Source organism: Rhodoplanes sp. Z2-YC6860, from assembly GCF_001579845.1.
Classification (GTDB): Bacteria; Pseudomonadota; Alphaproteobacteria; order Rhizobiales; family Xanthobacteraceae; genus Z2-YC6860.
The window spans coordinates 6164195-6188699 of record NZ_CP007440.1 but is presented as its reverse complement, the minus strand read 5'-3'; the positions used below and the strand labels follow the sequence as shown (position 1 = coordinate 6188699).

Genomic DNA, 24505 nt, shown 5'->3' with positions numbered 1-24505 from the left:
GGGCCGCTCCTTTCGAAGCGGCCCGCGCAATTGCCGTCACACCTCGACACGCTTGATGGAAAGGCTCTTGAGGTAGGCCGTCGGGTTGTCCGGATCGAAGACCTTGCCGTCGAAGAAGGTCTCCTTGCCGCGCGACGGCGACGCCGGAATATCCGTCGCCGCGATCGACAGCTCCTTGGCGGCCGTGCGCCACAGGTCCTCGCGGTTGACCTTGTCGACCAACGCCTTGACGTCGGTGGTGGGCTCGAACTTGCCCCAGCGGATATCCTCGGTAACGAACCAGGTGTCGTGGCTCTTGAACGGATACGAGGCGTGCTCGCTCCAGAATTTCATATATTGCTTGGTGCCCTTCTCGACGCGGCCGTTGCCGTAATTGATGTCGCCCTTGGCGCGGCCGACGATGTCGGCAACCGGAACGTTGAACCATTGCCGCTTGCCGACGATGGCGGACATCTCGTCCTTGTTCTCCATCTTCTCGCACCACTGCTGGGCCTCCATCACGGCCATCAGCAGCGCTTTCGCGGCGTTCGGATTCTTGTCGACCCATTCGGCGCGCAGACCGAGCGCCTTCTCGGGATGCTTCGACCAGATCTCGCCGGTGGTACAGGCGGTGAAGCCGATGCCCTGGTTGACGAGCTGCTCGTTCCACGGCTCGCCGACGCAGAAGGCGTCCATGTTGCCGACCTTCATGTTCGCCACCATCTGCGGCGGCGGCACGACGATGGTCGAAACGTCCTTGTCGGGATCGATGCCGCCGGCGGCGATCCAGTAGCGGATCCAAAGGTCGTGCGTGCCGCCGGGGAAAGTCATGGCGATCTTGACCTCCTTGCCGGCGGCCTTCTTCTTCTCGAAAGCGGCCTTCAGCGGCGAGGCGTCGGCGGTGACTTTCAAATCCTTGTATTCGCCGGCGACCGAAATCGCCTGGGCGTCGAGATTGAGCCGCGCCAGGATGTACATCGGCGTCGGGACGTTGTTCTGCGTCACCTTGCCGGCTGAGATCAGGTAGGGCATCGGCGTGAGAATGTGTGCGCCATCGATGCCGTTGTTGGCGGAGCCGAGCACGATGTTGTCGCGTGTCGCGCCCCAGGAGGCCTGCTTGGCGACCTCGACGTCCGGCATGCCGTGCTTGGCGAAGAATCCTTTCTCTTTGGCGATCACCAGCGGCGAGGCATCCATCAGCGCGATGTAGCCGAGGACAGCCTTGGTGACCTCCGGTCCGGCCGCTTGCGCGACGTTGGCGCCGAACGGATATTGCGTTTGCACAGCGCCGAGCAGCGCGGCGGTGCCTGCGCTGGCTTTGAGGAACGATCGTCGGCTGATGGTCTTGCTGCCGGTTCGGCGGTCGCTGGTCATGTCTTCGTTGCCCTCTCTGGTTTCCCGTCGCCGACGCGCCGGCACGTGTCGGTTTCAGCCAACAAAAAAGCCGCAGCCCGAGGCGCGAAGAGCCTCCCCAGGACAGCGGCGTTGCTATGTGGCCCTTCGTTGGACCCTGACACCGCTGCTCGCGCACCGGTATCCTGGAAGGTCCTATTCAAGCGCTGTGCCAATCCGGGCTGAGCGCCAAAAGCATCATCCGATCAGAGGATTACGAGCGGCTGCACAGCGAAGAAGCAGGCCTGTTTTGAATGCTTTTGAGGCCGTCGCCGATCGCAATTTGTTGGTTTTTTGTGCAGCGCAATATTTAGGCAGGACTGCTTTCAGCTGATCGGCACCCGGCCGATCCGCCACGCCGCGAGGTGTCCGGCGATGTCGCGCGGATCGAACACCGGTCCTGCAAACGCGCCGATGCTCGCGGGCGCGTTCGCGGTCGGGCCGTTCATTCCTATAGTGGCATCGTCATAGAGATCGGGCCGGAACACCGCCATGGCGGCGCGGCACATCTCGTCGGAGAACGGCGCCTGACCCCAGCGCACCATCTGCGCATAGAGCCACGCAGCCTGCGCCGGATCGGGCCGTCCGGCGCCATCGCGGCCGACCAGCAAGTAGTTGGGGTCGCTGCGCGTCGCGCCGTCGGGTGAGACCTTGAGCCGGCCGTCGAAGGTGCGGCGAAGGACTTCAGGCGCGACGCCGATGCGGTTGGCCGGAGCGAGGAGAGCGCAGACCTCGTCGCGGTTGGCCGGGTCCTCGACGAAATCGGCGGCCTTGGCATGGGCGCGCACCAGCGCGGCCAGCATTTCCGGATTCTCGCGTGCCCAGCGGCCGCGGAAGCCTAGCACCTTCTCGGCCGCGCGCGGCAAAATATCCGAGACGAAATGCAGGATGAAGCCGATGCCGAGATCGACCGCCACCGAATTCCAGGGTGCGCCGACGCAGAAGGCATCGACGTGCCGGTTGGCGAGACTCTCCACCATGTAGGGCGGCGGCAGCACGACGAGCCGCACGTCCTCGTCCGGATCGACGCCACCCGCCGCCATCCAGAAGCGCAGGTGATAATTGTGCGTGGAGAACGGAAACGTCATGCCGAAGGTGAGCGGCTCCTGGCCGCGCTGCTTGCGGGTCGCGACCACCTTGGCCAGCGCTTTCGCGGTGACCAGCGGATCGCCAATGTTGCCGTCGGCGGCCGCCGCGAGCGAGGCATAGAGCGCAGGCGACACTGTAATGGCGTTGCCGTTCACGCCGAGCGCGAACGGCGCAACGATCGGCACTTTGACGTGGCCGAGGCCGAGGCTCGAAGCGATCGCAATCGGCGCAATCAGATGCGCGGCGTCGAACAGTCCGATGTTGAGCTTGTCGCGGATGTTGGCCCACGACACCTCGCGGACCAGCTCGACATCGAGGCCTTCGGCTGCGGTGAAGCCCTTGTCGACCGCGATCAGCAAAGCGGTCGCGTCGCAGAGCGGGATGAAGCCGATGCGCAGACGCTTGTCGGCAGCGAGCTTGTCAGGGGTCATTTGAACAACTCCGCCGCCGTGATCACGGACTGCGCGACCTCGGCGATCTTCTTGTTTTCGTTCATCGCGGTCTTGCGCAGCAGCGCGTAGGCGGTTTCTTCAGTCAGGTTCTTCGCCTTCATCAGGATGCCCTTGGCGCGGTCGATCACCTTGCGCTCTTCGAGTGCCGAGCGCGTCTTTTCGAGCTCGCTTTCGAGCCGCGAGAATGCGTTGAAACGGGAAATGCAGAGATCGAGGATGTTCTGCACCCGCTCCTTGCGAAGCCCGCCGACGATGTAGGCCGACACGCCTGCATCGACGGCAGCCTCGATCGAGGCGCGATCGCTCTGGTCGACGAACATCGCGATCGGCCGCTTCACCACGCGGCTCATCTGGAACATCTGTTCGAGTACGTCGCGGGAGGGATTCTCCAGGTCGATCAGGATGACGTCGGGATCCAGGGTGTAGATGCGCTGGAGGAGATGCGAGGTCTCGTCGATCCGGACCACCTGCACGTGGCCGGCCTCCCGCAGCCCATCCTCCAGGATGGCGGCGCGGATCGGGTTCTTGTCGACGATGACGATCTTGAATGAGGGGTCCAAAGATTGGGTCCAAGTCCGGCTGTTGAATAAAATTCAAGCAGCGTGCCAACCGCCCAGCCGGGGCGATTGCCTCGCGGAATGAAGGGCTTGGATCAAAAATGCAGCACCTTGCGGTCGTCCGCTTCCGGACGCCCAGCTGCACGATATTTGTGCGATGCAAAATAAAGCGGCAGAAATGGGCAGCGCAGCCACGAGGCGGGCGGCTTAAACGATAATTAACCAAATAAATTAATAACTTGGGCAGTCTTCCGCGAAAGGCCCGATACCGCGTGACCACGCCTTACCACCGCCAGAGCACCTCCCTCGAGTGGAACGAGCCCGCGGTGCGCGACGCGTTGCGGGTGCTCGCCGACCGGTCCCGCTCCATCTGCCTGGTCACGCCGCCATCGGCGTTCTTGCTGGATGAGCGGGTGTTCGTCAGCCTCGGAATTTTGAAGGTCGCGGCGAGCCTCGAGGCACAGCGCTGGCGGGTGAACCTGCTCGATCTGTCCGGGGTGGAGAACTTTCTCAGCCCCCTCGAAGACTATCTCGCGAGCTGCCAGGACGTGGCGATCGGCATCACGGCAACGACTCCGCAATTGCCGGCGGTCATCCAGATCGCCAACACCATCCGGCGGCTGCGTCCCGATCTCCGGCTCATTCTCGGCGGGCCGCATGTCACGCTGATCTATTCGGCGCAGAAGCTCGAGAAGAAGCGCAATGGGCTGAATGGCCGCGGTCATCGTTCTGCCGCGCAACTCGAAGCCATCTTCGACGTGCTGTGCAGCGGCGACGGCGAGCTTGCGATCTTCGAGGCGCTGAAGGATGACCCGCCGAAAGTGATCGACGGCGACGATCCGAAGGGCGGGCTGTTTCTCACCGACGCGATGTTCACCGAGAGCCCGCTGCCGGCGCGGCATCTCGTCGACCTGAAGTCGTACCACTACAGCATCGAAGGCCACCGTGCGACGAGCTTGATTGCGCAGTTGGGCTGTCCGTTCGGCTGCGGTTTCTGCGGCGGCCGCAACTCCAAGAGCCTGCGGCAGATCAGAAATCGCTCGGTCGAGTCAATCCTGTTCGAGGTCGAGAACCTACATCGCGACCACGGCTACACGGGTTTCATGTTCTATGACGACGAGCTCAATGTCTCGAAGAGCTTTGTCGAACTGATGGACGGGCTTTCCGACCTGCAGTCGCGGCTCGGCACCGAATTCCGGCTGCGCGGCTTCGTGAAGTCGGAGCTGTTCACCTTGGAGCAGGCGATTGCCATGCGCCGCGCCGGCTTCCGTTGGCTCCTTTGCGGCTTCGAGGCCGCCCACGAGCGCATCCTGGTCAACATCGACAAGCGCGCCAAGCTCGCCGACAACGACCGCTGCGTTGGTTACGCCAAGCAGGCCGGGCTGAAGGTCAAGGCGCTGATGTCCTGCGGCCATCCGGGCGAGTCGGAGGAGACCGTCACGGCGATCCGCGACTGGCTCATCCGCAACCGGGTCGATGATTTCGACTGTACCGTGATCACCACCTATCCGGGCACGCCGTATTATGATCTCGCCGTGCCGCATCCGACCGAGCGCGATGTGTGGACCTACACGCATCCGAAGACCGGCGACCGGCTGCATGCCCGCGAGGTCGACTACACGGTCTGTGCCGACTACTACAAAGGCGATCCGAACGGCGGCTACCGCTCGTTCGTCTACACCGATCATCTCAGCGCCGAGCAACTCGTGAGCCTGCGCGACATGGTCGAACGCGACGTGCGGAAGACCTTGAACATCCCGTTCAACGCCGGCGCACCGGCAATCCGCTACGAGCACTCGATGGGGCAGGGGCTGCCCGACTTCATCCACCGCACCGGTAAAACAAACGCGGCCGCCGAAGCGGCCGCGCCGAAGCAAATCGCCGTGGGCTGATCGCCCGTCCGCTCGTCAGTCGAGCGGTTCGACCTTCACGATCCGATGGTCGTGGTTGCTGCCGACCCAGAATGTCACCGGTGTCGTCGTGTTATCGACATACACCGTGCGCATGTTGGTGTCGGTGGGCATCAGATACTGCGTCCACGCACCGGTCTTGGTGTCGACCCGCACCACGCGGTCGGTGCTCATGGTCGAGGCCCAGATATCACCGTTCTTGTCGAAGCTGGCGCGGTACGGGAACGTGTAGGGCGGCAGCATGTATTCGGTGAATTTTTCAGTCTTGGGGTCGAACTGCGCGACCTGGTTGCCGCGATATTCGGTGACCGTGATGCGATCTTGATCGTCGATGACCATACGGCGGGCCCGAGCGAACGGCGTGGGCACGGGATACCAGGTCACTTTCAGGGTCTTTGCATCGATCTTGCCGAGATGGCCGCCGGTGAACTCGGCCATCCAGAGGTTATTCTTGGAGTCCGAGATGACCTGATAGATGCTGGCCGGCGACTTCAACTCGTCGGTCGGATGGAATTTCTCCCACTTGTTGCTCGCGAGATCGAGCCGGAAGATGTCCTGCGTACCGACGCTCTTGGTCCACACCTTGCCGTCGACGTCGTAGCGCAGTCCGGTGAAGTTGAGTTGGACGCGATCGTCGTTGTATTCCGGCGGCAGCGGGTGATAAGCGATCTCGCCGGTCTTCGGATCCAGGTTGCCGAGAGCGCCCTGGTACATCGTGTCGAACCAGATCTTGCCGGTGTGGTCGAAATCGATGCTGAGCAGCCCGGTCGGCGCCTTGTCCTTGAACTTCTTGATCGGATACTCGGTGAGTTTCAGCGTCTTCGGATTGAACTTGCCGATGAACATCTCGCCGAAGTCCGTGTACCAGACGTTGCCGTCCTTATCGAGCAGGATGTCATGCGGCTCGGTGGTCGGACGAACCATGTCGTATTCGGTGACGATGGCGCGGGTGTCGCGGCCCTTCGGGCGCGGCAGCGTGCGGAGTTCGTAATTCCAGTGGTCGCTGGAGCTTAGATTGATGGTCGCGAGATACTCGGCCATCTTGCGGTATTGCTCCGGTGTGCCCGAGCGGCTCGCGTCCAGCATCGGCTGTGGCTTAACCGGCTGGCTCACCGCGCCGTAGCCCTTCATGCGCGTGATCACCTGCGTCCATTCGTCAGCATCGTGCGTCGAGCGCATGATGCGCTCCATCGTGTGGCAGCTGCTGCAATCGAGCAGGTTCGCCTTCTGCGCCTCGGTGCCGGGAATGCTCATCATCCACTCGGCATTGGTGAGCTGGCTTGCGAGGTTTTTGGTCTTCTTCAGCTTGATGTCGGCGTTTGCGGTCTTCTCGGTCTCGACCGTTGCCTTGGTGGCGCCGTCCATGTCGTAGCCGACCGCACGGATCGTGATGGTGTAGTCACCGGGCTCGAGTCGATTTTCCGGGAACGCGTAGCGGCCTTGTTTGTCGGTGGTGACGCTGATGCGCACGATCGATCCCGGCTTCTGGGCGGTGACAACCACACCTTCCATCTTGCCTTCGGCCTCGGAGCTGACCGTGCCGGTCAACGCCGCCTGGCCTTGGGCCCAAGCCGTTTGAATTGTCGGATGGAAGAGCATCGCTGCTGCACTGACGGTGATGCTCAACATCAATTTGCGTTGCATCGCTTTCTCCCTGCAGAATTTGTTTTAATTTCTTGAAGCTTATCTCTGTCGGGTTCGTAACCGAATCTCTCGACAGCCGGCGCTTGCCCCTATGGTGACTCCGCCGGGCTGCCTAAACAAGGGGCCTCAGGCCGGTTGCGCCCCATCAGCTTTGTCTGGATACTTTCGTCACCAACACCGTGCGTCAGTCACGGGTGGGGAGGAGCGTCACATGGTCCAACGTCTCATGCCGACGATGGTCGGCGCAGCATTTGTCTTTGCGATTTCAATGGTATCGGCTTCCGCGGCTGACGATATCGCGGCCAAGGCACAGACCTGCAATGTATGTCACGGCGCCAATGGCATGCCGATCGATCCGAAAACCATGCCGATCATCTGGGGTCAGCAGCAGAGCTATTTGATGAAGCAGCTGCGCAATTATCGGAACGGCGAGCGTGCCAATCCGATCATGACGACGATCGCCAAAGGCTTGGCTGAAGACGATCTTCGCAAGCTCGCGGCCTACTTCGCGGCCAAGAGCTGGCCCGTGCAGCCGGCTCCGGCCGCTGCGGTCTCGCCGCCTGCCGGCATCGCCCAGTGCCAGCCGTGCCATCAGCCGAACTTCCAGGGTGGCATGCCGGCGCCGCGCCTCGCAGGCTTGAGCTACGAGTACCTGTCAACCGCGATGAAGAACTTCGCCACCAGCGAGCGGACCAACAACCTCGACATGCCGGGGTTCATGCACGGGCTGAGCGACGGCGAGCGTGATTCTATGGCGAAGTATCTCGCATCGCTGCGGTGAGTGGCGAGGGCGCTTGCGGCCCGCTAACGCAGGCTTCATTCCGCGCTACTGCGGCAGCCGATGCCGCGGTGTGCCGGTACGCAGCCGTTCGAACAACCGCTCGAAGCGATCTGCGATCTTGGAAATCTCGAACATGCGCTCGGCGTAGCTTCGAGCCTGGGTTGCCATCTGCGTCCGAAGGCTGTCGTCGGTGATAAGCGTCGCGACGGCATCTGCCATCTCGGACGCATGATCCGCGGTGACGACCCGGCCACCTTGGCTTTCCTGGACCGTGGTGGCGGCGAGGTTCTGCCATGGTGCCGCGATCACGATGGCGCGGCCGGCACAGAGATACGAACTGGCCTTGGACGGCACATAGAGCACGCCGGCCTGGCCGCTCACCATCGCAAGCAGCACGTCAGCGCTCGCCAGCACATCTCCGTAGTGCTCGTAGGGCTGAAACGGCATCACTCGCAGATTGGCAAGGCCGCGCGCGCTGGACTCGCGCGCGATCTGGTCGGCGCCCGGGCCTGACGACACCACCAGCACCAGGGTGTCGGACCTGTCGCGCAGCCTCTCGGCAAGCTCGACGAGGAGCATCGGATTTTCCATCGCGCCAAGCGAGCCGGTGTAGAGCGCAATCTTGCGACCCGCGAGGCCGTTCGCACGCGACCAGTCATTGTCCTTGTTGCCGGGCGTGAGCCGGTCGAGCGGCGACCAGTTGCGCACCACCATGCATTGGCGCTCGAACACCTCCCAGCTCTCCGACAGAATGCTGAGCATGTCGTCGGCGATCGGCACGATCGCCTCGCTACGCTGAAGCAGTTTGCGTTCGAGTCCGTGATAATAGCCACCCACCGCGATGTTCATGATCGCACCGCGACCGGCGATCATGCGGTCGATCTCGAGCGACTGGAAATCCTGCATCCAGTAGACGAATGGAATCTTGGCGCCGTTGCAAGCCGCCTGCAGCCGGCTCTGTACATCGAGCGGGTTGTTGCAGGCCATTACGATATCGGGGCCGAAGCTTTTAGTCCGCTGTGCGACAAGCCGCCCGAACGTTGCTTCCTGCCACCGCCGGCCGAAGAACGAGCGCGACAACGCGCGGCCCAGTGACAGTCCTTCGATGGTGAGCGATGGCGGATCGCCGTCCTGCCGCGCGAGATCAGCTTTCGGCGTCTGGATGTCGCCCGAATAAAGATGCAACACGTCGTGCCCGCGCCCTGCAAGCGCGCGGCTCAGTTGCATCTGCGGCGCATGGCCGAGGTAGTCGTTGATGACGATCCGCACAATCGGCGCCGGTGTTTCGCAAAACCCAATACAAGCAAAAAGTTAACCGCTTTCCTGCCGATTCGATAGGCAGTCGATCCCACTCAGCCGCGAAGCTTTGACGACAGAGGCGCGGGCCGATGTTCAGCCGTCCGAAAGAGCCAGCTTTGCAGCGCTAAGACCAAGAGGACTCCCGCCAGCGCTCCGGAAGCCCCTGCGACGAGGTCGATAATCTTGGACGTTCGACCCGGCACCCAAAGTTGAATGATCTCGAGGATGCCGGCGTAGCACGTCAGTCCGGCAACGACGAGGATGCGCTGATTGAGGATTGGATAGCCGGCCGCCAGCAGCGCTCCGGTGATGGCGTAGGCAATGACGTGCTCAAGCTGGCTTACCGACAATGTGTGCGGTCGCATCTCGCCTGGGACAAGAGAGAGAACGGCTATCGTTAAAATCGCGAGCCATCCGCCGAGCTTGAAGCAAGATTTCAGCGAGGATGGCGTCATTGAGTATTTTGTCTCGATTGCGCGGGGGGTCTGAAAGAAACGACACCGACGATGGCCACATCTTTCTTTTTATGAAGTCGTAGCGAACGAAGCTCCACCGTCGGATGGCGCCGCTCAGGCCTTGTCGGTCTCCGCCGCGTTCGTTCGTGCCGTTCTTGTCCAACGCCCGATCTTGAACCGGTCCGATACAAGAAGACTCTTGAAGCGAAGGAACGGCTTTTCGATGAAGTGCCAGGAGAAGGCTGCGAATGCCAAGCTCGTGATCAGCCCCGAGACGATCAGTTGCCCGCGCGAAATGCCAGGAATGGTCGCGATGATCGCTTGGCAGATCGGGAAGTTGTAGAGGTAGATACCGTACGAATAATCTCTTCCCTTCATGAAGGGCAGAGCGAGCCAGGACTGCAAACCGACCCATACCGTGAGATACGTCAGGAATGGGACGAGGACGAATGCCATCCTTGGATAGGGAACCGCGGCCAGGGCGACGAGACCGCAGATGATGGCTGCCCCAAAATTGAGCGGCACTTTTTCGCGGTACAGGAACGTCAAAACGCCGGCAACGAAATAGCTCACAATGGCTGATGTCGAATAAAACGTGCCCGTGATGCCGATGCCGTAAAACAGCGAAGCCGGGACGATCACGATGGCGCACGCGACGAACAAGACAAGGACGATCTGTCGACGGCCGAGAATGCCGAGGATCATGAGTGCCGACAGGATCAAGTAACAGAAGAATTCCGGCGGCAGCGTCCAAAGCGCACCGTTGACGTAGTCCGTCTTTGGATTGCTGGTGAAAACACCAGGCAGATGAAAGGTGATATGACCGACGATGTTGCCGAAGTAGCGGAAAAATTGCGGATCTGTGAAATAGTCACGCAACGGCAGCGTCGTGAATATCGCTCCCAGGATCAGCGCCGACAGCGTCACCTCCACCAGGAGCGCCGGCAGGATGCGCAGAACGCGAAAGCCGAGGAATTGACCGACGTGCTGCAGTCGGAGTGCAGATCCAGCGACCAGAAAGCCGCTCAAGGCGAAAAACATCGGCACGAACAGAACGTAGCCGCGTGTCTTGAGCGCGGAGATCGTCATCGACACGAGGTCGCCGGCGTTCGTTGCCGCCGACAAGTCGGATGCAAACGTCGGAGGCGTCGCGACAACCGTCAGCAGGCTGGTGTGGCCATAGAATATGAGAATGGCCAAGGCCAAGCGCAGAAAATCGAAGCCGGGCCCAACGCCTTTGGACGCGTCGAGTTCGGCGCCCAACATCCTGGTCTTTAAAAGATCCTTGAGCTGGAACCGTTGAGCTCCGAGCTGCTCTTGCTTCGCAATTTCGCGACGGTCCATACAACGTCCTCGACGCAAACGTGCGAAGCCGACCACTGTGACGTGATTGAAAGTTTTTCCGCGACGTCTCGGACGGGCTTAACGGCTTTGTCGCTGCGTCGCAACATGCTTTCTCGACATGCGCGATCGCCGTTGAGGACGTGTCTTGGGGCGGTCACAATGCGGCCCGCATTTCGTCCAGCAATTCAAAAATCTGAGGCGGTGCCGATCCAATCTTCGATGCAAAACGGTAGCGTGTTGCCGCGCGTGCCTGACGAAGCGGCATCAGTGCTGTTTATATATCACGACGTGCGTCACAGCGGCGCATCGCTGGGTTGGACGACGGTGCCGGCCGAATTCACCGGCACCGCCTGTGGCAACACGCGGTTTACTGGAACAAGTAATCGGCGTGGGTGAGTTGGGTTACACCGGTGATTTTGATCTGATCCTCGCCGCCGCTGTAATGGACGGTCCAAACGTCGCCGTCGTTGGTCAGCGTTGCGTCGGAGCCGTATCCGACCAGCTTGAGCGTGTCGTGCTCTCCGCTGCCGGTGTTGACATGGAAGTCGGCGATCGTGTCGAAGCCGGAATTCTTCTCATACACGAACGTGTCGTTGCCGGCGCCGCCGAACAGCCAGTCGTTGCCGCCCTTGCCGTTGAGAGTCTCGGCACCGCCGGTGCCGACGATTCTGTTGTCGAGATCATTGCCGGTGCCCGTGGTGTTCCACCCCACGAGTGTCAGGTTCTCAACGTTGTCCGGAAGCTGGAACGACCGCTGCGACAGAACCGTATCGATGCCCTCGTTGGGGTTCTCGATGATGGTCGGGTTGTCCGTCGAATAGACCACGTAGGTATCGTCGCCGGGGCCACCGATCAGAGTGTCGTTGCCGCCTTTGCCGTCCATGTAGTTTCCGCCGCCGGTGCCGATCAGCGTGTCGTCGCCGGGCGTTCCGTTCTCGGAGGATATCAGCGTTCCCCCGACGGGAGGGATGTCCGGAATATTGAAGTCGTCGGCGGCAAAATCGCCGATCGTGTGTGAGCGGAACACGAGCGTTTCGTACGTCGAAAGCGCAAGCCAGACGTCCGCGCCGTGCTGCGACATCGCACTCTGGATGCCTCCGAAGGACGAGAAGCCGTAGCCGTCGAGCTTGACGACGTCGCCGGCACCGACGCCGGCTTGGAAATCGGTGATGATGTCCGAACCGTCACCCGGGTTGAAGACGAAGATGTTGTGACCGCCACCGCCGGTGAGGATGTCGTTGCCTTGGCCGCCGGTGATGATGTTGTCGCCGGAGTTGCCGATAATGATGTTCGACTGCGAATTGCCGCAGGCATCGATGTTGGCCGTGCCGGTCAACGTCAGGTTCTCGACGTTGTCGCCGAGCGTGAAAGAAACCGACGACTTCACCGTATCGATACCGCCATTGAACTGTTCGACGACCGTGGTTCCACGGTTGGCGACGAGGTAGGTGTCGTCACCCAGGCCGCCATTGAGTACGTAGCCTGCTCCGTGATCGTCGATAAGGTCGGCGCTGGTGGTGCCGTTGAGCGTTCCGCTCGTCCCCGTGGCGACGATCGAATCGGTCGGTGCGGCGCTTGTGAGCAGCGTGTAGTGATCGAGCGTGTAGTCCGTGAGCTGATACGCCTTGATCGAGTCGATCGTGAACTGCGCGGTGGCGTCGGGATCCGGATTGCCCGGCCAGGTGCCGCCCATGGCCAGATTGGCGACCATGTACATGGCGCTGTTCAGGTCGGTCGGCGTGGCGTAGCTCGCCGTTTCGTGTCCGTCGACGTAGAACGTGACCGTGTAGGGCGTCCACTCGACGCCGAATTTGTGCTCGCCGGTGAGTTCGCCGGTCGATTCCCAATTGCCGACCTGAGTGGGAGTGGTGTCGTACCAGACCCCGGAATGAACCATGGTCTTCTGGTCACCGAACGCCTCCATGACGTCGATTTCGGGAGGCCATGTGTGGTCCGCCCGCTGGAGCCAGAAGGCCGGCCAGGCGCCGTGACCGTCGGGCAACGTCGCCGCGATCTCGAAATACCCATAGGTCTGGGCGAACGTTGCGGCGCTGCTCAACATGCCGGAAGTGAATGCGTAACCACCCGTATAGGAGGCGTCCGCGGCCGGCATGGGCGATGCCGTGATCGTGAGCTGTCCATCGTTGATGTTGAATGGATCGAACCCGAGCGAGCTCGAGGATTGCGTGCCTGGCAATCCCCGAAACGACGGATCGACATAGAGCTGCTTCTCGCTGTTGGAGGTCAGCGTATAGGCAGTCGTTCCGCCCCATTCGTATCGCGTCAACCAGGTGCCGGTATTGCCGTGATAGAGAGAGAGCGTGTCGAAGTCGTCGTTGAAGGTCTGCACCATCGAGCTGGTGTCGAGATCGAAGACGAAGCTGGCGGCGCTAAGACTGCTTGTCTGAGTGTTTTGCAGGATCAGCGATTGTCCGTCGCCGAAGAACAGCACGGTGTTGGTTCCGACCTGCTGCATGATCGCCGCAACGTCAGCGAAGCTCTTGAAGCCGAAGTTGTCGAGGCGGATGACATCGCCCTGAGCGGGCGAGAAGTCGGTGATGATGTCGGAGCCTTGGCCTTTGGCGATGACGAACATGTCGGCGCCAGCGTTGCCCGTGAGGATGTCATCGCCGTTGCCGCCGTTCAGCGTGTTGTTTCCGGAGTTTCCGGTGACGATGTTGTCGAGATCGTTGCCGACCGCGAATGAATCGCCGGAACCGAGCAGACCGATATTTTCGATCAATTGCGAATTGGAGAGCTGGTAGCCGTAGCTCCCTGTCTGGACAGTATCGATACCTCCGTTCGCTGCTTCGATGACGACGTCGCTCTGATCGCTGACGATGTAGATGTCGTTTCCGGCCCCACCGGTTGCCGTCACGTGCGCGGCATTCATGATGAGATAATCGTTTGCGCTCGTGCCGGTGAGAGTGTCGCCGGCAACGCTGGTGGTGAATGTATGGGCCGTGCCGCCGGAAGAGTTCGGCAGGTCGAACTCGATCACCACATTGCTCGACAAGATGTCGGTCGCACGGACGTTCTTCAACGTGACGGTTTCGGTATCCGACAGCGCGATGATCGTATCCCCGCCGGATTGCGTCATCCGGGCTTGCAGCTGGGCAAAATTGCTGAAGCCATAGTGCCGGAGATCCAGGAAATCGCCGGCCGCGCCGGGTGTGAAGTCCGTGATGATGTCCGAGCCGTTCCCCTTGTCGATCACGAAGGTATCGCGCCCGGCGCCGCCGGTGAGGATATCGTTGCCATCGCCGCCGTTCAGCGTATCCGCCCCGGACGTGCCCACGATCGTGTCTGCGACATTCACCAGGTTGAAGTTGGCGGCGGTCAGACTGGATATCTGAACGTTCTTCAGTAGCACCGAATCGCTACCGCCGAGCCAGATGACGGTGTCGTTGCCGATTTGACGCATCTGGGCCTTCAAGGCGTCGAAGGAGCCCCAGGAGAATCCGTCAAGCTTCAGAACATCGGCGCCGGCGCCGGATGTCGCGAAGTCGGTCACCGTTTTCATGCCGGTGCCCTTGAAGATAAGGAACGTGTCGGCACCGCCACCGCCGGTGAACGTGTCGCTTCCAAGTCCGCCGGTGATGATGTTGTTGGCGCTGTTGCCCGTGATCAGATTGCTGAGGTCGTTGCCCGTCCCGTTGATGTTGCCTGTGCCCATGAGCGACAGGTTCTCGACGTACTGATCGGTCGGAAGCGAATACGTGTACCAGGATTGAACAGTGTCGATGCCGCCATCGACGGCTTCGACGATCTTGGTCGTTGCCGCGTCGGCGATGTTATAAATATCGTCGCCCGCTCCCCCGATCACGGTGATGTTGCTGCCGCTTGTCGAGAACTGGTCGTTGCCAGCGGTTCCCGTCGCGGTGCTGCCGGATGTCACTGAGAACCATCTGGTCGACGCGCCGGATGGCGGCGTTACGACCTGGGTGATGATATCACCGTCGCCGGGGAGATCGTTGCTGAGCAGGACGTTGCCGGCCAACAGTTTGGTCGCAAGTACATTCTTGAGAGTCAGCGTTTCGCCGTTGCCGAGCGCGACGACGGTGTCCTGACCCGACTGCGAAGCCGCGGCGATGAAGCTCGAGAAGGTCGAGAAGCCGTAGTTGGCGATCTTCAGGTAATCTCCACCGCTTCCGGCGGTGAAATCGGTGATCGTATCGGAGCCTCCGCCTTTGCTGATGATAAAGGTGTCGCGGCCTCGTCCGCCTGTCATAAGGTCATTCCCTGCGCCGCCTGCGATCACGTCATTGCCAGCCGTGCCGACGAACGCAAACTGGAAATTGCCGGCCGTGAGGTCGGTCATCGCGACGTTTTTGAGAACGACGCCATCGCCATTGCCGAAATTAAGAACGGTGTCCGCGCCGACCTGAGTCATGTATTGCGCGAGATCGGCGAAAGAGCTGGCGGCAAAGCCGTTGAGCCGGACGATGTCGGCGCCGGAGCCGGTTGCCGCAAAATCGCGGATGGTGTCGAAACCGTTACCGAATGTGATGGCAAACGTATCCCGGCCGCCGCCACCGATCAGGGCATCGTTACCCTTGCCGCCATCGAGGACGTTGTTCCCCGAGTTTCCGGTGATGATGTTGTCAAGATCGTTGCCGGTTCCGCACGATGCGGCGGTTCCGGCCAGCGTCAGGTTCTCGATCGACTGGTCATTGGCCAGCGTGTAGCTCGAGGCCCAGGTGAGGACGGTGTCGTTTCCTTCACCGGGCTTCTCAATCACCGTGTCGGTCTGATTATAGACCGTGTAGATGTCGTCGCCGGTGCCGCCGGCCAGCGTGATGTTTCCCGCGCCTGCAGTCAGCGAATCGTTTCCCGAAGTTCCCACCAGGCTTGAGCCGGCGACGGAACTCGAAAACCAATGACTCGAGGCGCCGCTCGCCACCAGCGCGTCCACGGGGGACGCAGGCGCGATCGCCGCAAGTGCCATTGGGGCTGCGGCAGGAGCGGAGGAATCCTGTGCAAACACGACGCTGGACTGTGTAACGGAACTGGCGGTGACGCCTTTGAGCGTCAACGTTTCACCGCCACCCAAGGATATGATCGTGTCCGCACCCGATTGTTTCATCGCGGCAGCGAACGAGGAGAAATCAGTGAAGCCGTAATTGACGATGCGAAGGATATCGCCGGGCGAAAAATCGGTGATGGTGTCGGAACCGCCGCCCTTCGAGATGATGAAAGTGTCGTCGCCGAGGCCGCCGGTCAGAGTGTCGTTGCTGGCGCCTCCTTGAATGATGTTGTTTTGTGTTCCTCCAATCACGATGAGCTTCGGCACGCCACTATTCCGCAACACGTCTGTAACTCTCCTTTCAAGGGTGAGCTTAGACGCTACCGCGCATCTTCTAACAATCAGCGCGGCGATAACCTAAAAGTCTACATGACATAGGTGGAACTACGTACGCGCGGAACTCGCCGCGTTCGTCGCCGAGTTTTGTGCATTCGCTTATCGCGTTTGGGAAATTTCGCCGTCGGTCGCACGGCGATCATTCTCTGCTCGATGTGAAACGATAAGAAAAATCCTCGCGTGTGCGTGATCGAGTCGAGATTGCGCTCTGCGCTTCGTTGATCGTCAGGCGTCGCGAGACGCCAAGGTCTCGCGTTTGGAATTGCCGATGCTCGACTGTGGAGAATCACTTTCAAACGTGCGTCGAGGATCTTCGGCGTGTGACGTAGCGAGCCGGAAGATATTCGCGGTGAGTGTTGTGGATTGTCGGCTCGGCAGGCGAGGCGGTCCGACTAAACCGAGGGCAGGAAGTTCTCGTACCAGTTCCAAGCGTCACGCACCTGCAGTTCCAGATCTGATCGTTTGGGCGACCAGCCCAGCAACTCCTTGGCTCTCTCAGTTTTGCCGATCAAGACTGCGGGGTCTCCCGGCCGTCGAGGGTCAATCTTGACGGCGACAGGGCGCCCGCACACGCGTTCCACCGTTGCGAGGACTTCTCTGACTGAAAAGCCCTTCGAGTTCGCGAGATTGATGCCGCAGCTTTTGCCGCCGCGGGCCAGATACTTGAGGGCAAGGATGTGTGCGTCGGCCAGGTCGTTGACGTGAATGTAGTCGCGGATGCAGGTCCCGTCCGGGGTGTCGTAGTCGTCGCCAAAGATGGAGACTGTCGAACCCTTCAGAGCCGCACGCACAATGATCGGGATGAGGTGCGTTTCCGGATCGTGCCGTTCTCCGATTTCGCCGTCCGGGTCGCATCCTGCGGCGTTGAAGTAACGCAAGGCGACCCACGGAAGGCCGCTCGCCTGGTTTGCATCGGCAAGCATATGCTCGACGTAGAGCTTAGAACGCCCATAAGGGTTGATGGGCCGATGGGGATGATCCTCGTCAACGGGCACCGAGGCTGGATTGCCGTAGATCGCCGCAGTCGAAGAGAACACGAAGGGTGGGGCGCCGTGCTCGATCACGGCCTGCAGCAATACTGCGGTGGCTCCCACATTGTTCGAGTAGTAGAGCGCAGGCTGCTGCACGGACTCACCGACGCTCGTGAACGCCGAAAAGTGCATCACACCAATTGGGCGGTAGCGATTGAGGATTTCGCGAACCCGCGCTCCATCGCCGATGTCGGCGACTTCGAGAGGTCCCCATTTCACGGAAGACCGGAACCCGCGGGATAGATTGTCCAGGACGATAGGCTGGTAGCCCGCAGCAGCCAGCCGCTTGCAGACGTGGCTTCCAATGAAGCCTGCGCCTCCGGTAACCAGCACGTTTCCAGCATCAGACATTTTGCAGCGGATCCCATTCCTGCATCGAGCACCAAGCGTGTGTGCCGACAATTTCTACGACAATGTGACGGCACCCTATCAAGCCCTCACGACGCAACCGGATCAAGCGGCACTTAGCGCGGTACCGGTGAACCATGGCGCAGCTGCCCCCCGCGACAGCATTGTCGAGTGACGCACAGTTCGATTCCGAAATTCGGTCAGCCAAGGGAACGATCGGCGAGATGAGGGATTCCTACGAAGCCTGCGGGGGCAAGGGAAACCTACATGAATACCAGTGTAAACATCCTTACTGTCCTTCTGAACGCTGCACGTCTTGTCGATGTCGTACGGATCTGGCGACAACCTAAACTTATTGCGATTACAGTCGCGCTTGCCACAACCAGCGTGACAGCGGATGCGCATTCAGGCTTGTGGATCAGGCCAGGCACATTCCTATCCTATGTGGATCGCCTCAGCTTTGACGCACCAACGCTCCCACCGATGGCATTCACCCGATTCTGTATGCAGCACACTGCTGAATGCGAGCAAACGTCGGCGCGTGGGTTCAAGAACGATCTCAACGAATCTTTGTGGACAGAACTGCAAACCGTGAACCGCGACGTCAATCGAACGATCGTTCCGCAAACCAATGATCGTGGAGTTCTGGCGGAAAACTGGCTGGTGCATCCGGACGCCGGAGATTGCAATGACTATGCGGTGACCAAGCGTCACGAACTCCTGCGCCGAGGATGGCCCATGAGGTCCTTGCTGCTCGCAGAAGTCGGGACCCGTCAGGGCATCCACCACCTCGTACTCATCGTGCGCATGGACAACGGCGACTTCGTGCTCGACAATCTCAATCCGAATATCGTCTCCGTCTCGCAGAGCTCCTATCGGTGGATTCGCGCCCAATCGCCGGCGCGGCCAAAGCTCTGGTTCACAATCAAGCTTGCCAGCCTCCATTGAACGGCAATCGCCACCGAACCTGCCATTGCGAGTTGCTCCAACAAGCAGCCTTCACAGATCTCATCGACTCGCCGATGGCGGCATGGCCGAGCTTGTGATGCCCAACGCTTCGGGAATAGCGATCGGGTCGTGGAAGGCCTAAAAAGATGAGCGCGCTCGGCCATTGAACGGTGGCTGCCGCGGCCCGGAAGCGGTCGATCAGATCTAGCCCATGGCTATCAACCGGCTGTGGCTGTGATATATCGGGGCGTTACCAATCGTGTAGGGACGCCATGCGGTTAGCTGCGCTTGCGGGAATTCTCTCGGGAGTTCTCTTCGGACTTCTCTTGGGACTTCAACCCAGCCTGGCTGGCGACTGCATCATTTCTGGACCTGCACCGCGGCTCGATTCCCAATCGATCGAATGGACCATGGGCATCGGTCGCGGCCAACAATGTATTCGTGGGTTGCGTTCGGCGGCGATGTTGATCAATCGGGTCGAGATCGAATCGCCCGCAAAACATGGCCAAGTGAAGGTTCAAGGCTATGCCTTCTCTTATGAGGCACCAACTGGGTTCACCGGCGAAGATTTCTTTTCGGTCCTCTTGGATGGCAGCTTTCGCGGTGTTCCGGGGCATACACTGATCAAAGTGCAGGTGAATATTCGCTAGACCGGCACTGCTGATCGACTCTCGTGATGGAGAAATTTATGAGCCGCTTATACAAGACGACCGGTCTTCTCGGACTGATGATTGCCGTTTCCCTTTGCGCGCCGCGGCAAGCCGAAGCGATCAACGCAGAGCTCGCCAAGAAGTGCCGCGAAAAGTCGATGGCCGCTTATCCGCTCATGACCACGGGCGGCAAGCAAACGAACGCAAAAGAGCGCGAGGTCTACTTTCGCAACTGCCTTAACAACAATGGGAATGTCGATCGATAAGATCGGCAGAGGTGTCGTTGGGCAGGGTTCGTTGAGAACGACTTTGTGTCGTGGAGACCTAGCTCAGCTCGTTTCGACGAGCCTCGGGAAGTTTGCGCGTTCGTTATAGCGGCAGGTGTCAAAAGCTCAACGACCGATTGGTCGTGTCTTGACGGATGCCAGGAAATTCGGGTCGGCGTCGTTGAGAATGGCTGCAAGCGTTTTTTGGGTACCCGGAATCGCAATTTGATAGGCCGTCGCAATGGCATCCTTAAGGTCGGGCCGTTTGAGGATGACCTGCGTGATCTCTGTTTTCAGCATTTGGGTGAGCTCTTCATCCCACGTCATGCCGGCGGCGACTGTCAATCGCAGCGGCGAGAGAGCGAACTCGTTGGGGCCGGTATAGAAGGACTGCTTCAATTCGGCGACCGCGGTGTCGCTGGATTTGCCGTCGTGAAGTTGTTGTGCGCCAGCCAGAACCAACCAGACTCGGGAATCGTGCGGCGACCACGACGCTGCATGGCGTGCGGCCGACAACGCACTTTCCGCATCGCTTGGCGCGAAGTCCGGGGAGCGTGGCCAAAACAGTCCGCGAGCGGCTTCTGCGATTGCTGCCTCGGACCAGAGATCGCCACGAACGATTCCGATAGCGGCCGCAAATCTCGCGCGCGAAGCTCCTGCTGAAAAAGCGTCTGCTTCCTTTGCGTTGGTTGGAAAATAACTGAGCGACGGACTGACGATGTATGCGGCCAATAACCAAACGGCAACAGCGAAAGCCGAGCCTGCCCAGCAGTAGGCGAGGGTTCGAAACAAGATGAATGCAAAAGGGCGCATGGGGATGGCGAATATCTTCTCGGCGACTTTAATGTGGAGACTGGATATATCGCACGCTCGCTTCGGCTTGTCATCCGAGATGGATCGGGGGCGGTTTTAAATGAATTCGATGGTTTGACCGTCGATCACCATGCAGGCGAGCTTGCCTGTCGCATATGCGCCGACGTCGAGATTGATGCGATTGTGGTGAATCTCAGGCTGGCGGACGGGAGTGTGTCCGTGAACGATGACCTTCCCGAACTCACCCTCATAAAATAGAAAATCCTCGCGGATCCACAACAGGTCATCTTCGCGCTGATCCTGCAGCGGAACGTCGGGCCGAACGCCCGCATGGGCGAAGAAAAAATCTCCGCATGTTTGCCGAACCTGCAATTTGGAAATCAGGTTGCGATGGGCGTCAGGAAACACCGTTGCGAATCTTTCGCCCAGCTCGCGACGCTCTTCGGGTTGTGGATTTAACGACGGCTTGAGGCCGTAGGAAATCAAGGTCTGCAAACCACCGTTCTGACGCCAGTTTCCGAGCGTTTGCGGGTCACGCAAGAATCTGAGGAGCATGGCTTCGTGGTTGCCTTTTAATAGCACCAACTCGGCTTTGATTTGCCGGGTTATCAGAAGTGTGAGGACTTCGGACGAGGCGGGTCCGCGATCGATGTAGTCGCCAAGAAAGATCTGAACGATCCGCCGAGCGCCAGCGGTGGCCATGTCGGCGTCAATGCGGGAAAAAACGTCTCGCAGAGCAGCGGCGTTGCCGTGTACGTCTGCAACCACGTAGAGACGCAAGCCTGATGGAATAGAAGGATGGTTTCGCCAAGAGCTTTTTTTTATCGGTTTCAGCATTCTGGGAAGTCGAGAGTTTTCACGGAACTAACGTTATAGGCGATCCTGACCGTAAACAATTCCTGACTGGGATCGCTCAAGGTCAAATCGGATTTACTGCCTGACCCCAACGTGATCGCAGATGGTGCTGCTTATCACTGACGCCTGCCGAAAATGTTCGGGAGGTGTCTCGTGCTGGGAAAAGGCGGCAATACGGCGGCGGCCGTTGCGATGTTGTGTCTCGGCCTTACTGGGCCGGCCAACGCATCTTTGATAGATCCGTACAAGCCCATGGCCCGGTCGGACGGCTATTTGAGCCTGGATCTGTGGCATCCGGGCTCACGCAGTCTTGCATGTCCGGAGCATCCTGACCCCTGCCGGAGCAGTCCGTCGTATGAGGCGGCTGGACTCGGTATACAGCTTCCCCCGGTACGACTGGACAATCAGTCACAACCAAGTAGCGAGCAGAAGTCACTTCAGAAGGTGGCCTTGTTGGGCTTGCCCAAGGCGCTCAGGCCGCAGCTCGATAGCATTCCGCTCGCGGCATCGACGCTCGCGCCGATGGCGCATACCGTTTTCTGTCTTCGCTACCCCAAGGATTGCGAGATCAGCAAGATTGCGTTCCGAGGTGGTGCATTCGACCTTACATCCGAGCGCTGGGACGATTTGAGAGCTGTCAATGCCGAGGTGAATCGAAGCATCCGGCCGGAGCGCAATCTAGAGGGACTCGCAGGCGAGAAATGGATCATCAATCCAAAATCGGGTGACTGTAACGACTATGCGGTGAGCAAGCAGCACAAGCTTCTTGCCCGTGGCTGGCCATCGCGCACGCTCCTGCTGGCGGAAGTCGTCACCAATTGGGGCGAACATCATTTGGTGCTCGTGGTGCGAACGAACGCGGGAGATTTCGTCCTCGACAATCTGAGGTCCAGCGTCGTCCCGTGGTCGAAGACCGGATACCGATGGCTTCGCATGCAGTCGCCGCGAAACCCAAAGTTCTGGCAAACCGTGCGCGCTGTCGGCGTGTGATCAACGGGTGCGGCTGATGCGTTGGACCAGCGCAATGTCCGGTGTCAGAGCTATAAGTATTTCGACTGCAGCGTTGAATACGGCTGGGCCGCGAATATCAAATCCGCAATAGAAACAACAAGGGGCCAAGACCTCAGTTTAGCCCCACCGCTTGTTTGCGCGTAGCGGGCTTTCGCGTTTTACAAAAATAAAGTCTGCTTGCCAAAGTGCGTCGTCAAGCGGGCGTCTCCCCAGCCCGCAAATGTCGTAAGTCATAAAATCAAATTCCCGAAGATAGCCAATGAGCTCATCGAGCAAGTGGCACTCGCGGTGGATATCGATGAGATTTACTTCGGCGAGTATAACAGAAACGCCGGGCAGAGTGGCTTTTGCGCCTTGAAGGACCTGATACTCGTAGCCTTGGACATCAAGTTTCAATAGGTCCGGCGTTATGCCAATCTCATCTACCGTCTTCATCGGATAAGATCGGGTCACAGGGACGTTTGCGTTGTTATGCTCTAAAAGAACTGACGATGCTGTTTCCAATTCATGTAGTTCGCAGACTTTCGTCGTCTCTCCAAGAAGATACTCATGGACGATGATTCTCTGATCCGAGAGTCGCTTTATCTCGGCGACACGGTCAGGAAGCACCTCGAAACAATGCACCTGGCTTTCGGGCCAGATCCGGAGACATTCTCGCGCAAAGTCGCCTCGGTAGGCACCGACATCATGGATGATGGTGGGGCTGAAGCCGTTTGCTAACAGACGTTCGAGCGACGCCGGAATGGATGGGGCGTTTAGCCGCTTGGCAAGTCGTGCACGAACAGCCGTTCGAAGATTTCTGAACATGCTTCTAAAGCACCACTCGCTATGCGTGTTGGCAAGGGGTTGAGCTTGCATCGGGGCACCCTGCATCATTATCGCTAAATCTGTCCGAAATCGCGAAATTGCCACGAAGCGATAAAGTATAAAGTCTTCAAATCGGACCGTACGCGCTATCGGGTGTAATCAGCGGGTGCGGCTGATGCGCTGGACCAGCGCAACGCCCAGTGTCAAAGCTATCAGAATTTCGACTGCAGCATTGTTGAGGCTGTTGTCACAGAACGCCAGAATCAGTGCGGCAATCGTCACGCCAGCACCGGCCATCGGGTAGGAAAAGTCGCGTCCGCGATTGAACGCGCCTCCTGCACAAATCAATGCCAATGCGATTGTCTCGGCAACCAGCAGCCACAGCATCGGCCCGCCCAATTCGATCGCAAGCTTGGCCGCGAAGGTTGGAGCCTCGGGGCGCCCGGTGACCTCGGTCTGTTGGTAGAAACGATAGACAGCCTTGAAAGTGCCGGCGCCGCTGCCACCGATTCCAACGCCGCCGATGATACGATTTGATGCAGCGATCAGATTTGGTGCAGCGTGAGCCGCATAGCGTGCCGGGAAATCGGCTGTCAGAGGCTGCGCTTTGGTCGCGACCACCAACACGGCGCATAGGGTCGCCACTCCCGCCATAGCGAGCGCTGCGGGCCAGCCGAGTCCAATACGCCGAACAAAGTAGATGATGGCGACGGCTGCGAGTCCGCAGGCGACAGCAAAGATGCCGTGGCTCGATTCATCCATGAATACGGCGAGGCCGCAAATACCAAAACCGGCGATCGAAGCAACGAGAGGCCAATAATGCCGACCTTTGGTGTTTTGTTGACCACGGCCGGTCAGTTGTCGCTCCACTTCGAAAATGAGGATATTCGCGAAAACGATCGTGCCAAAAACGCAGATCGCGTGAGCTTCGGGCCAGGGGGCCGTTTGGATTATTCCGAAAATCGCCAGCAATCCCAGTCTGCCTGAGATGAACATCAGAGAAACGGCGCCGGCTGCCGCGCCCAGCACCATGAACAGCATTTCGGCCCGCAGACGATCGATCGATACGGCGGCGGCCGCAAAGCCAACCGACACGACAAAGAGGTAATTGCAGAGAGCTATAATGGTGAGACCTGGATCGATTGTCGCATGAGGCCAAAGCGATATGCCGAGGGCTTCGCCGGCACTTTGCCAGATCGATCGGGACAGAGCTCCGAACGGCAGCGGTAGGAGTTGAATCAGAAGCCAGAGCACCGGTAGCGCTGCCAACGCAGCAATCCATCGCATCGCGATCACGAGATGGTCGGCCTCGCCTGGCCGAATGGCCCCGGGAACCATCGCCAGAGCAACAGCGCCGAACAAGCCCGCAACGACGCCCGCCAGAGGTCCGTCAAAAAACAGAAGGACAGGCGTAAGGCCGCCCAACGATAAAAGAATAATATGAGCCGCGCGCACGGGCGATCCGATCTTTGACGTCTATAAACATGATGCCTGGGGCGGGGCAAGGGGACC

19 protein-coding genes are annotated in these 24505 nt (G+C 59.7%); 6 read left to right on the top strand and 13 right to left on the bottom strand.

The window, feature by feature from the left end; all coding sequences use genetic code 11:
• Positions 1-36 precede the first annotated feature (36 nt).
• The 3 genes from RHPLAN_RS28960 to RHPLAN_RS28950 all read right to left on the bottom strand — a co-directional run bounded on the left by RHPLAN_RS28960 (position 37) and on the right by RHPLAN_RS28950 (position 3472).
• Positions 37-1353 (bottom strand): CmpA/NrtA family ABC transporter substrate-binding protein, encoded by a 1317-nt coding sequence (locus tag RHPLAN_RS28960; protein WP_068025669.1) that lies wholly within the window; start codon positions 1351-1353, stop codon positions 37-39.
• 344 nt (positions 1354-1697) lie between these two features.
• The gene (locus RHPLAN_RS28955; protein WP_068025667.1) at positions 1698-2891 is read right to left on the bottom strand and encodes a CmpA/NrtA family ABC transporter substrate-binding protein; all 1194 of its coding nucleotides are present in this window, start codon (positions 2889-2891) and stop codon (positions 1698-1700) included.
• Positions 2888-3472 carry an ANTAR domain-containing response regulator gene (locus tag RHPLAN_RS28950; protein WP_068025665.1) on the bottom strand — a complete coding sequence of 195 codons (585 nt, stop codon included), beginning with the start codon at positions 3470-3472 and terminating at the stop codon, positions 2888-2890. The genes RHPLAN_RS28955 and RHPLAN_RS28950 overlap by 4 nt, the downstream gene beginning before the upstream one ends.
• Before the next feature lie 269 nt (positions 3473-3741).
• Here RHPLAN_RS28950 and RHPLAN_RS28945 point away from each other — a divergent pair, with 269 nt between their 5' ends.
• Positions 3742-5361, top strand: coding sequence for a B12-binding domain-containing radical SAM protein (locus RHPLAN_RS28945; RefSeq protein ID WP_068025662.1), 1620 nt, complete (start codon positions 3742-3744; stop codon positions 5359-5361).
• Between the two features lie 15 nt (positions 5362-5376).
• Here the strand turns inward: RHPLAN_RS28945 and RHPLAN_RS28940 are convergent, their stop codons facing one another.
• Positions 5377-7023, bottom strand: a complete 1647-nt coding sequence (locus RHPLAN_RS28940) for a virginiamycin B lyase family protein (RefSeq protein ID WP_068025659.1) — start codon at positions 7021-7023, stop codon at positions 5377-5379.
• Between the two features lie 211 nt (positions 7024-7234).
• On the opposite strand from RHPLAN_RS28940, the gene RHPLAN_RS28935 reads away from it, so the two are divergent.
• Positions 7235-7804: a c-type cytochrome gene (locus RHPLAN_RS28935; RefSeq protein WP_198164547.1), complete on the top strand. Its 570-nt coding sequence runs from the start codon at positions 7235-7237 to the stop codon at positions 7802-7804.
• Between the two features lie 45 nt (positions 7805-7849).
• Here RHPLAN_RS28935 and RHPLAN_RS28930 read toward each other — a convergent pair whose 3' ends face one another.
• The 5 genes from RHPLAN_RS28930 to galE all read right to left on the bottom strand — a co-directional run bounded on the left by RHPLAN_RS28930 (position 7850) and on the right by galE (position 17646).
• Positions 7850-9073 carry a glycosyltransferase family 4 protein gene (locus RHPLAN_RS28930; RefSeq protein ID WP_068025652.1) on the bottom strand — a complete coding sequence of 408 codons (1224 nt, stop codon included), beginning with the start codon at positions 9071-9073 and terminating at the stop codon, positions 7850-7852.
• Between the two features lie 83 nt (positions 9074-9156).
• Positions 9157-9558 (bottom strand): VanZ family protein, encoded by a 402-nt coding sequence (locus RHPLAN_RS28925; RefSeq protein ID WP_068025636.1) that lies wholly within the window; start codon positions 9556-9558, stop codon positions 9157-9159.
• Positions 9559-9672: 114 nt separating this feature from the next.
• Positions 9673-10938: an acyltransferase family protein gene (locus RHPLAN_RS28920; RefSeq protein ID WP_157100570.1), complete on the bottom strand. Its 1266-nt coding sequence runs from the start codon at positions 10936-10938 to the stop codon at positions 9673-9675.
• A 331-nt stretch (positions 10939-11269) separates the two neighbouring features.
• Positions 11270-16213 carry a family 16 glycosylhydrolase gene (locus RHPLAN_RS28915; protein ID WP_157100569.1) on the bottom strand — a complete coding sequence of 1648 codons (4944 nt, stop codon included), beginning with the start codon at positions 16211-16213 and terminating at the stop codon, positions 11270-11272.
• Between the two features lie 443 nt (positions 16214-16656).
• Positions 16657-17646: a UDP-glucose 4-epimerase GalE gene (gene galE / locus RHPLAN_RS28910; RefSeq protein WP_068025630.1), complete on the bottom strand. Its 990-nt coding sequence runs from the start codon at positions 17644-17646 to the stop codon at positions 16657-16659.
• Between the two features lie 264 nt (positions 17647-17910).
• Here galE and RHPLAN_RS28905 point away from each other — a divergent pair, with 264 nt between their 5' ends.
• The 3 genes from RHPLAN_RS28905 (at position 17911) to RHPLAN_RS28895 (ending at position 19507) form a co-directional block, all read left to right on the top strand.
• The gene (locus tag RHPLAN_RS28905) at positions 17911-18591 is read left to right on the top strand and encodes a transglutaminase-like cysteine peptidase (RefSeq protein ID WP_084245804.1); all 681 of its coding nucleotides are present in this window, start codon (positions 17911-17913) and stop codon (positions 18589-18591) included.
• A gap of 272 nt (positions 18592-18863) precedes the next feature.
• A complete protein-coding gene (locus tag RHPLAN_RS39815) occupies positions 18864-19241 on the top strand; it encodes a hypothetical protein (RefSeq protein ID WP_157100568.1) in 378 nt (125 codons plus the stop codon).
• A 23-nt stretch (positions 19242-19264) separates the two neighbouring features.
• Complete coding sequence (locus RHPLAN_RS28895) at positions 19265-19507, top strand: hypothetical protein (protein ID WP_157100567.1); 243 nt, start codon at positions 19265-19267, stop codon at positions 19505-19507.
• A gap of 126 nt (positions 19508-19633) precedes the next feature.
• Here the strand turns inward: RHPLAN_RS28895 and RHPLAN_RS39810 are convergent, their stop codons facing one another.
• Together RHPLAN_RS39810 and RHPLAN_RS28885 are read right to left on the bottom strand one after the other, a co-directional pair.
• Complete coding sequence (locus RHPLAN_RS39810) at positions 19634-20320, bottom strand: hypothetical protein (RefSeq protein WP_157100566.1); 687 nt, start codon at positions 20318-20320, stop codon at positions 19634-19636.
• A gap of 96 nt (positions 20321-20416) precedes the next feature.
• Entirely contained in the window at positions 20417-21157 is a 741-nt protein-coding gene (locus RHPLAN_RS28885; protein WP_068025619.1) for a metallophosphoesterase family protein, read from the bottom strand.
• 171 nt (positions 21158-21328) lie between these two features.
• Between RHPLAN_RS28885 and RHPLAN_RS28880 the strand changes: the two genes are divergently transcribed.
• A complete protein-coding gene (locus tag RHPLAN_RS28880; RefSeq protein WP_237179932.1) occupies positions 21329-22165 on the top strand; it encodes a transglutaminase-like cysteine peptidase in 837 nt (278 codons plus the stop codon).
• A 138-nt stretch (positions 22166-22303) separates the two neighbouring features.
• On the opposite strand, the gene RHPLAN_RS38685 is transcribed toward RHPLAN_RS28880, so the two are convergent.
• Both RHPLAN_RS38685 and RHPLAN_RS28870 read right to left on the bottom strand, forming a co-directional pair.
• Positions 22304-23044: an FkbM family methyltransferase gene (locus RHPLAN_RS38685; protein ID WP_198164546.1), complete on the bottom strand. Its 741-nt coding sequence runs from the start codon at positions 23042-23044 to the stop codon at positions 22304-22306.
• Positions 23045-23152: 108 nt separating this feature from the next.
• Positions 23153-24448 (bottom strand): hypothetical protein, encoded by a 1296-nt coding sequence (locus RHPLAN_RS28870; protein WP_157100565.1) that lies wholly within the window; start codon positions 24446-24448, stop codon positions 23153-23155.
• Positions 24449-24505 lie beyond the last annotated feature (57 nt).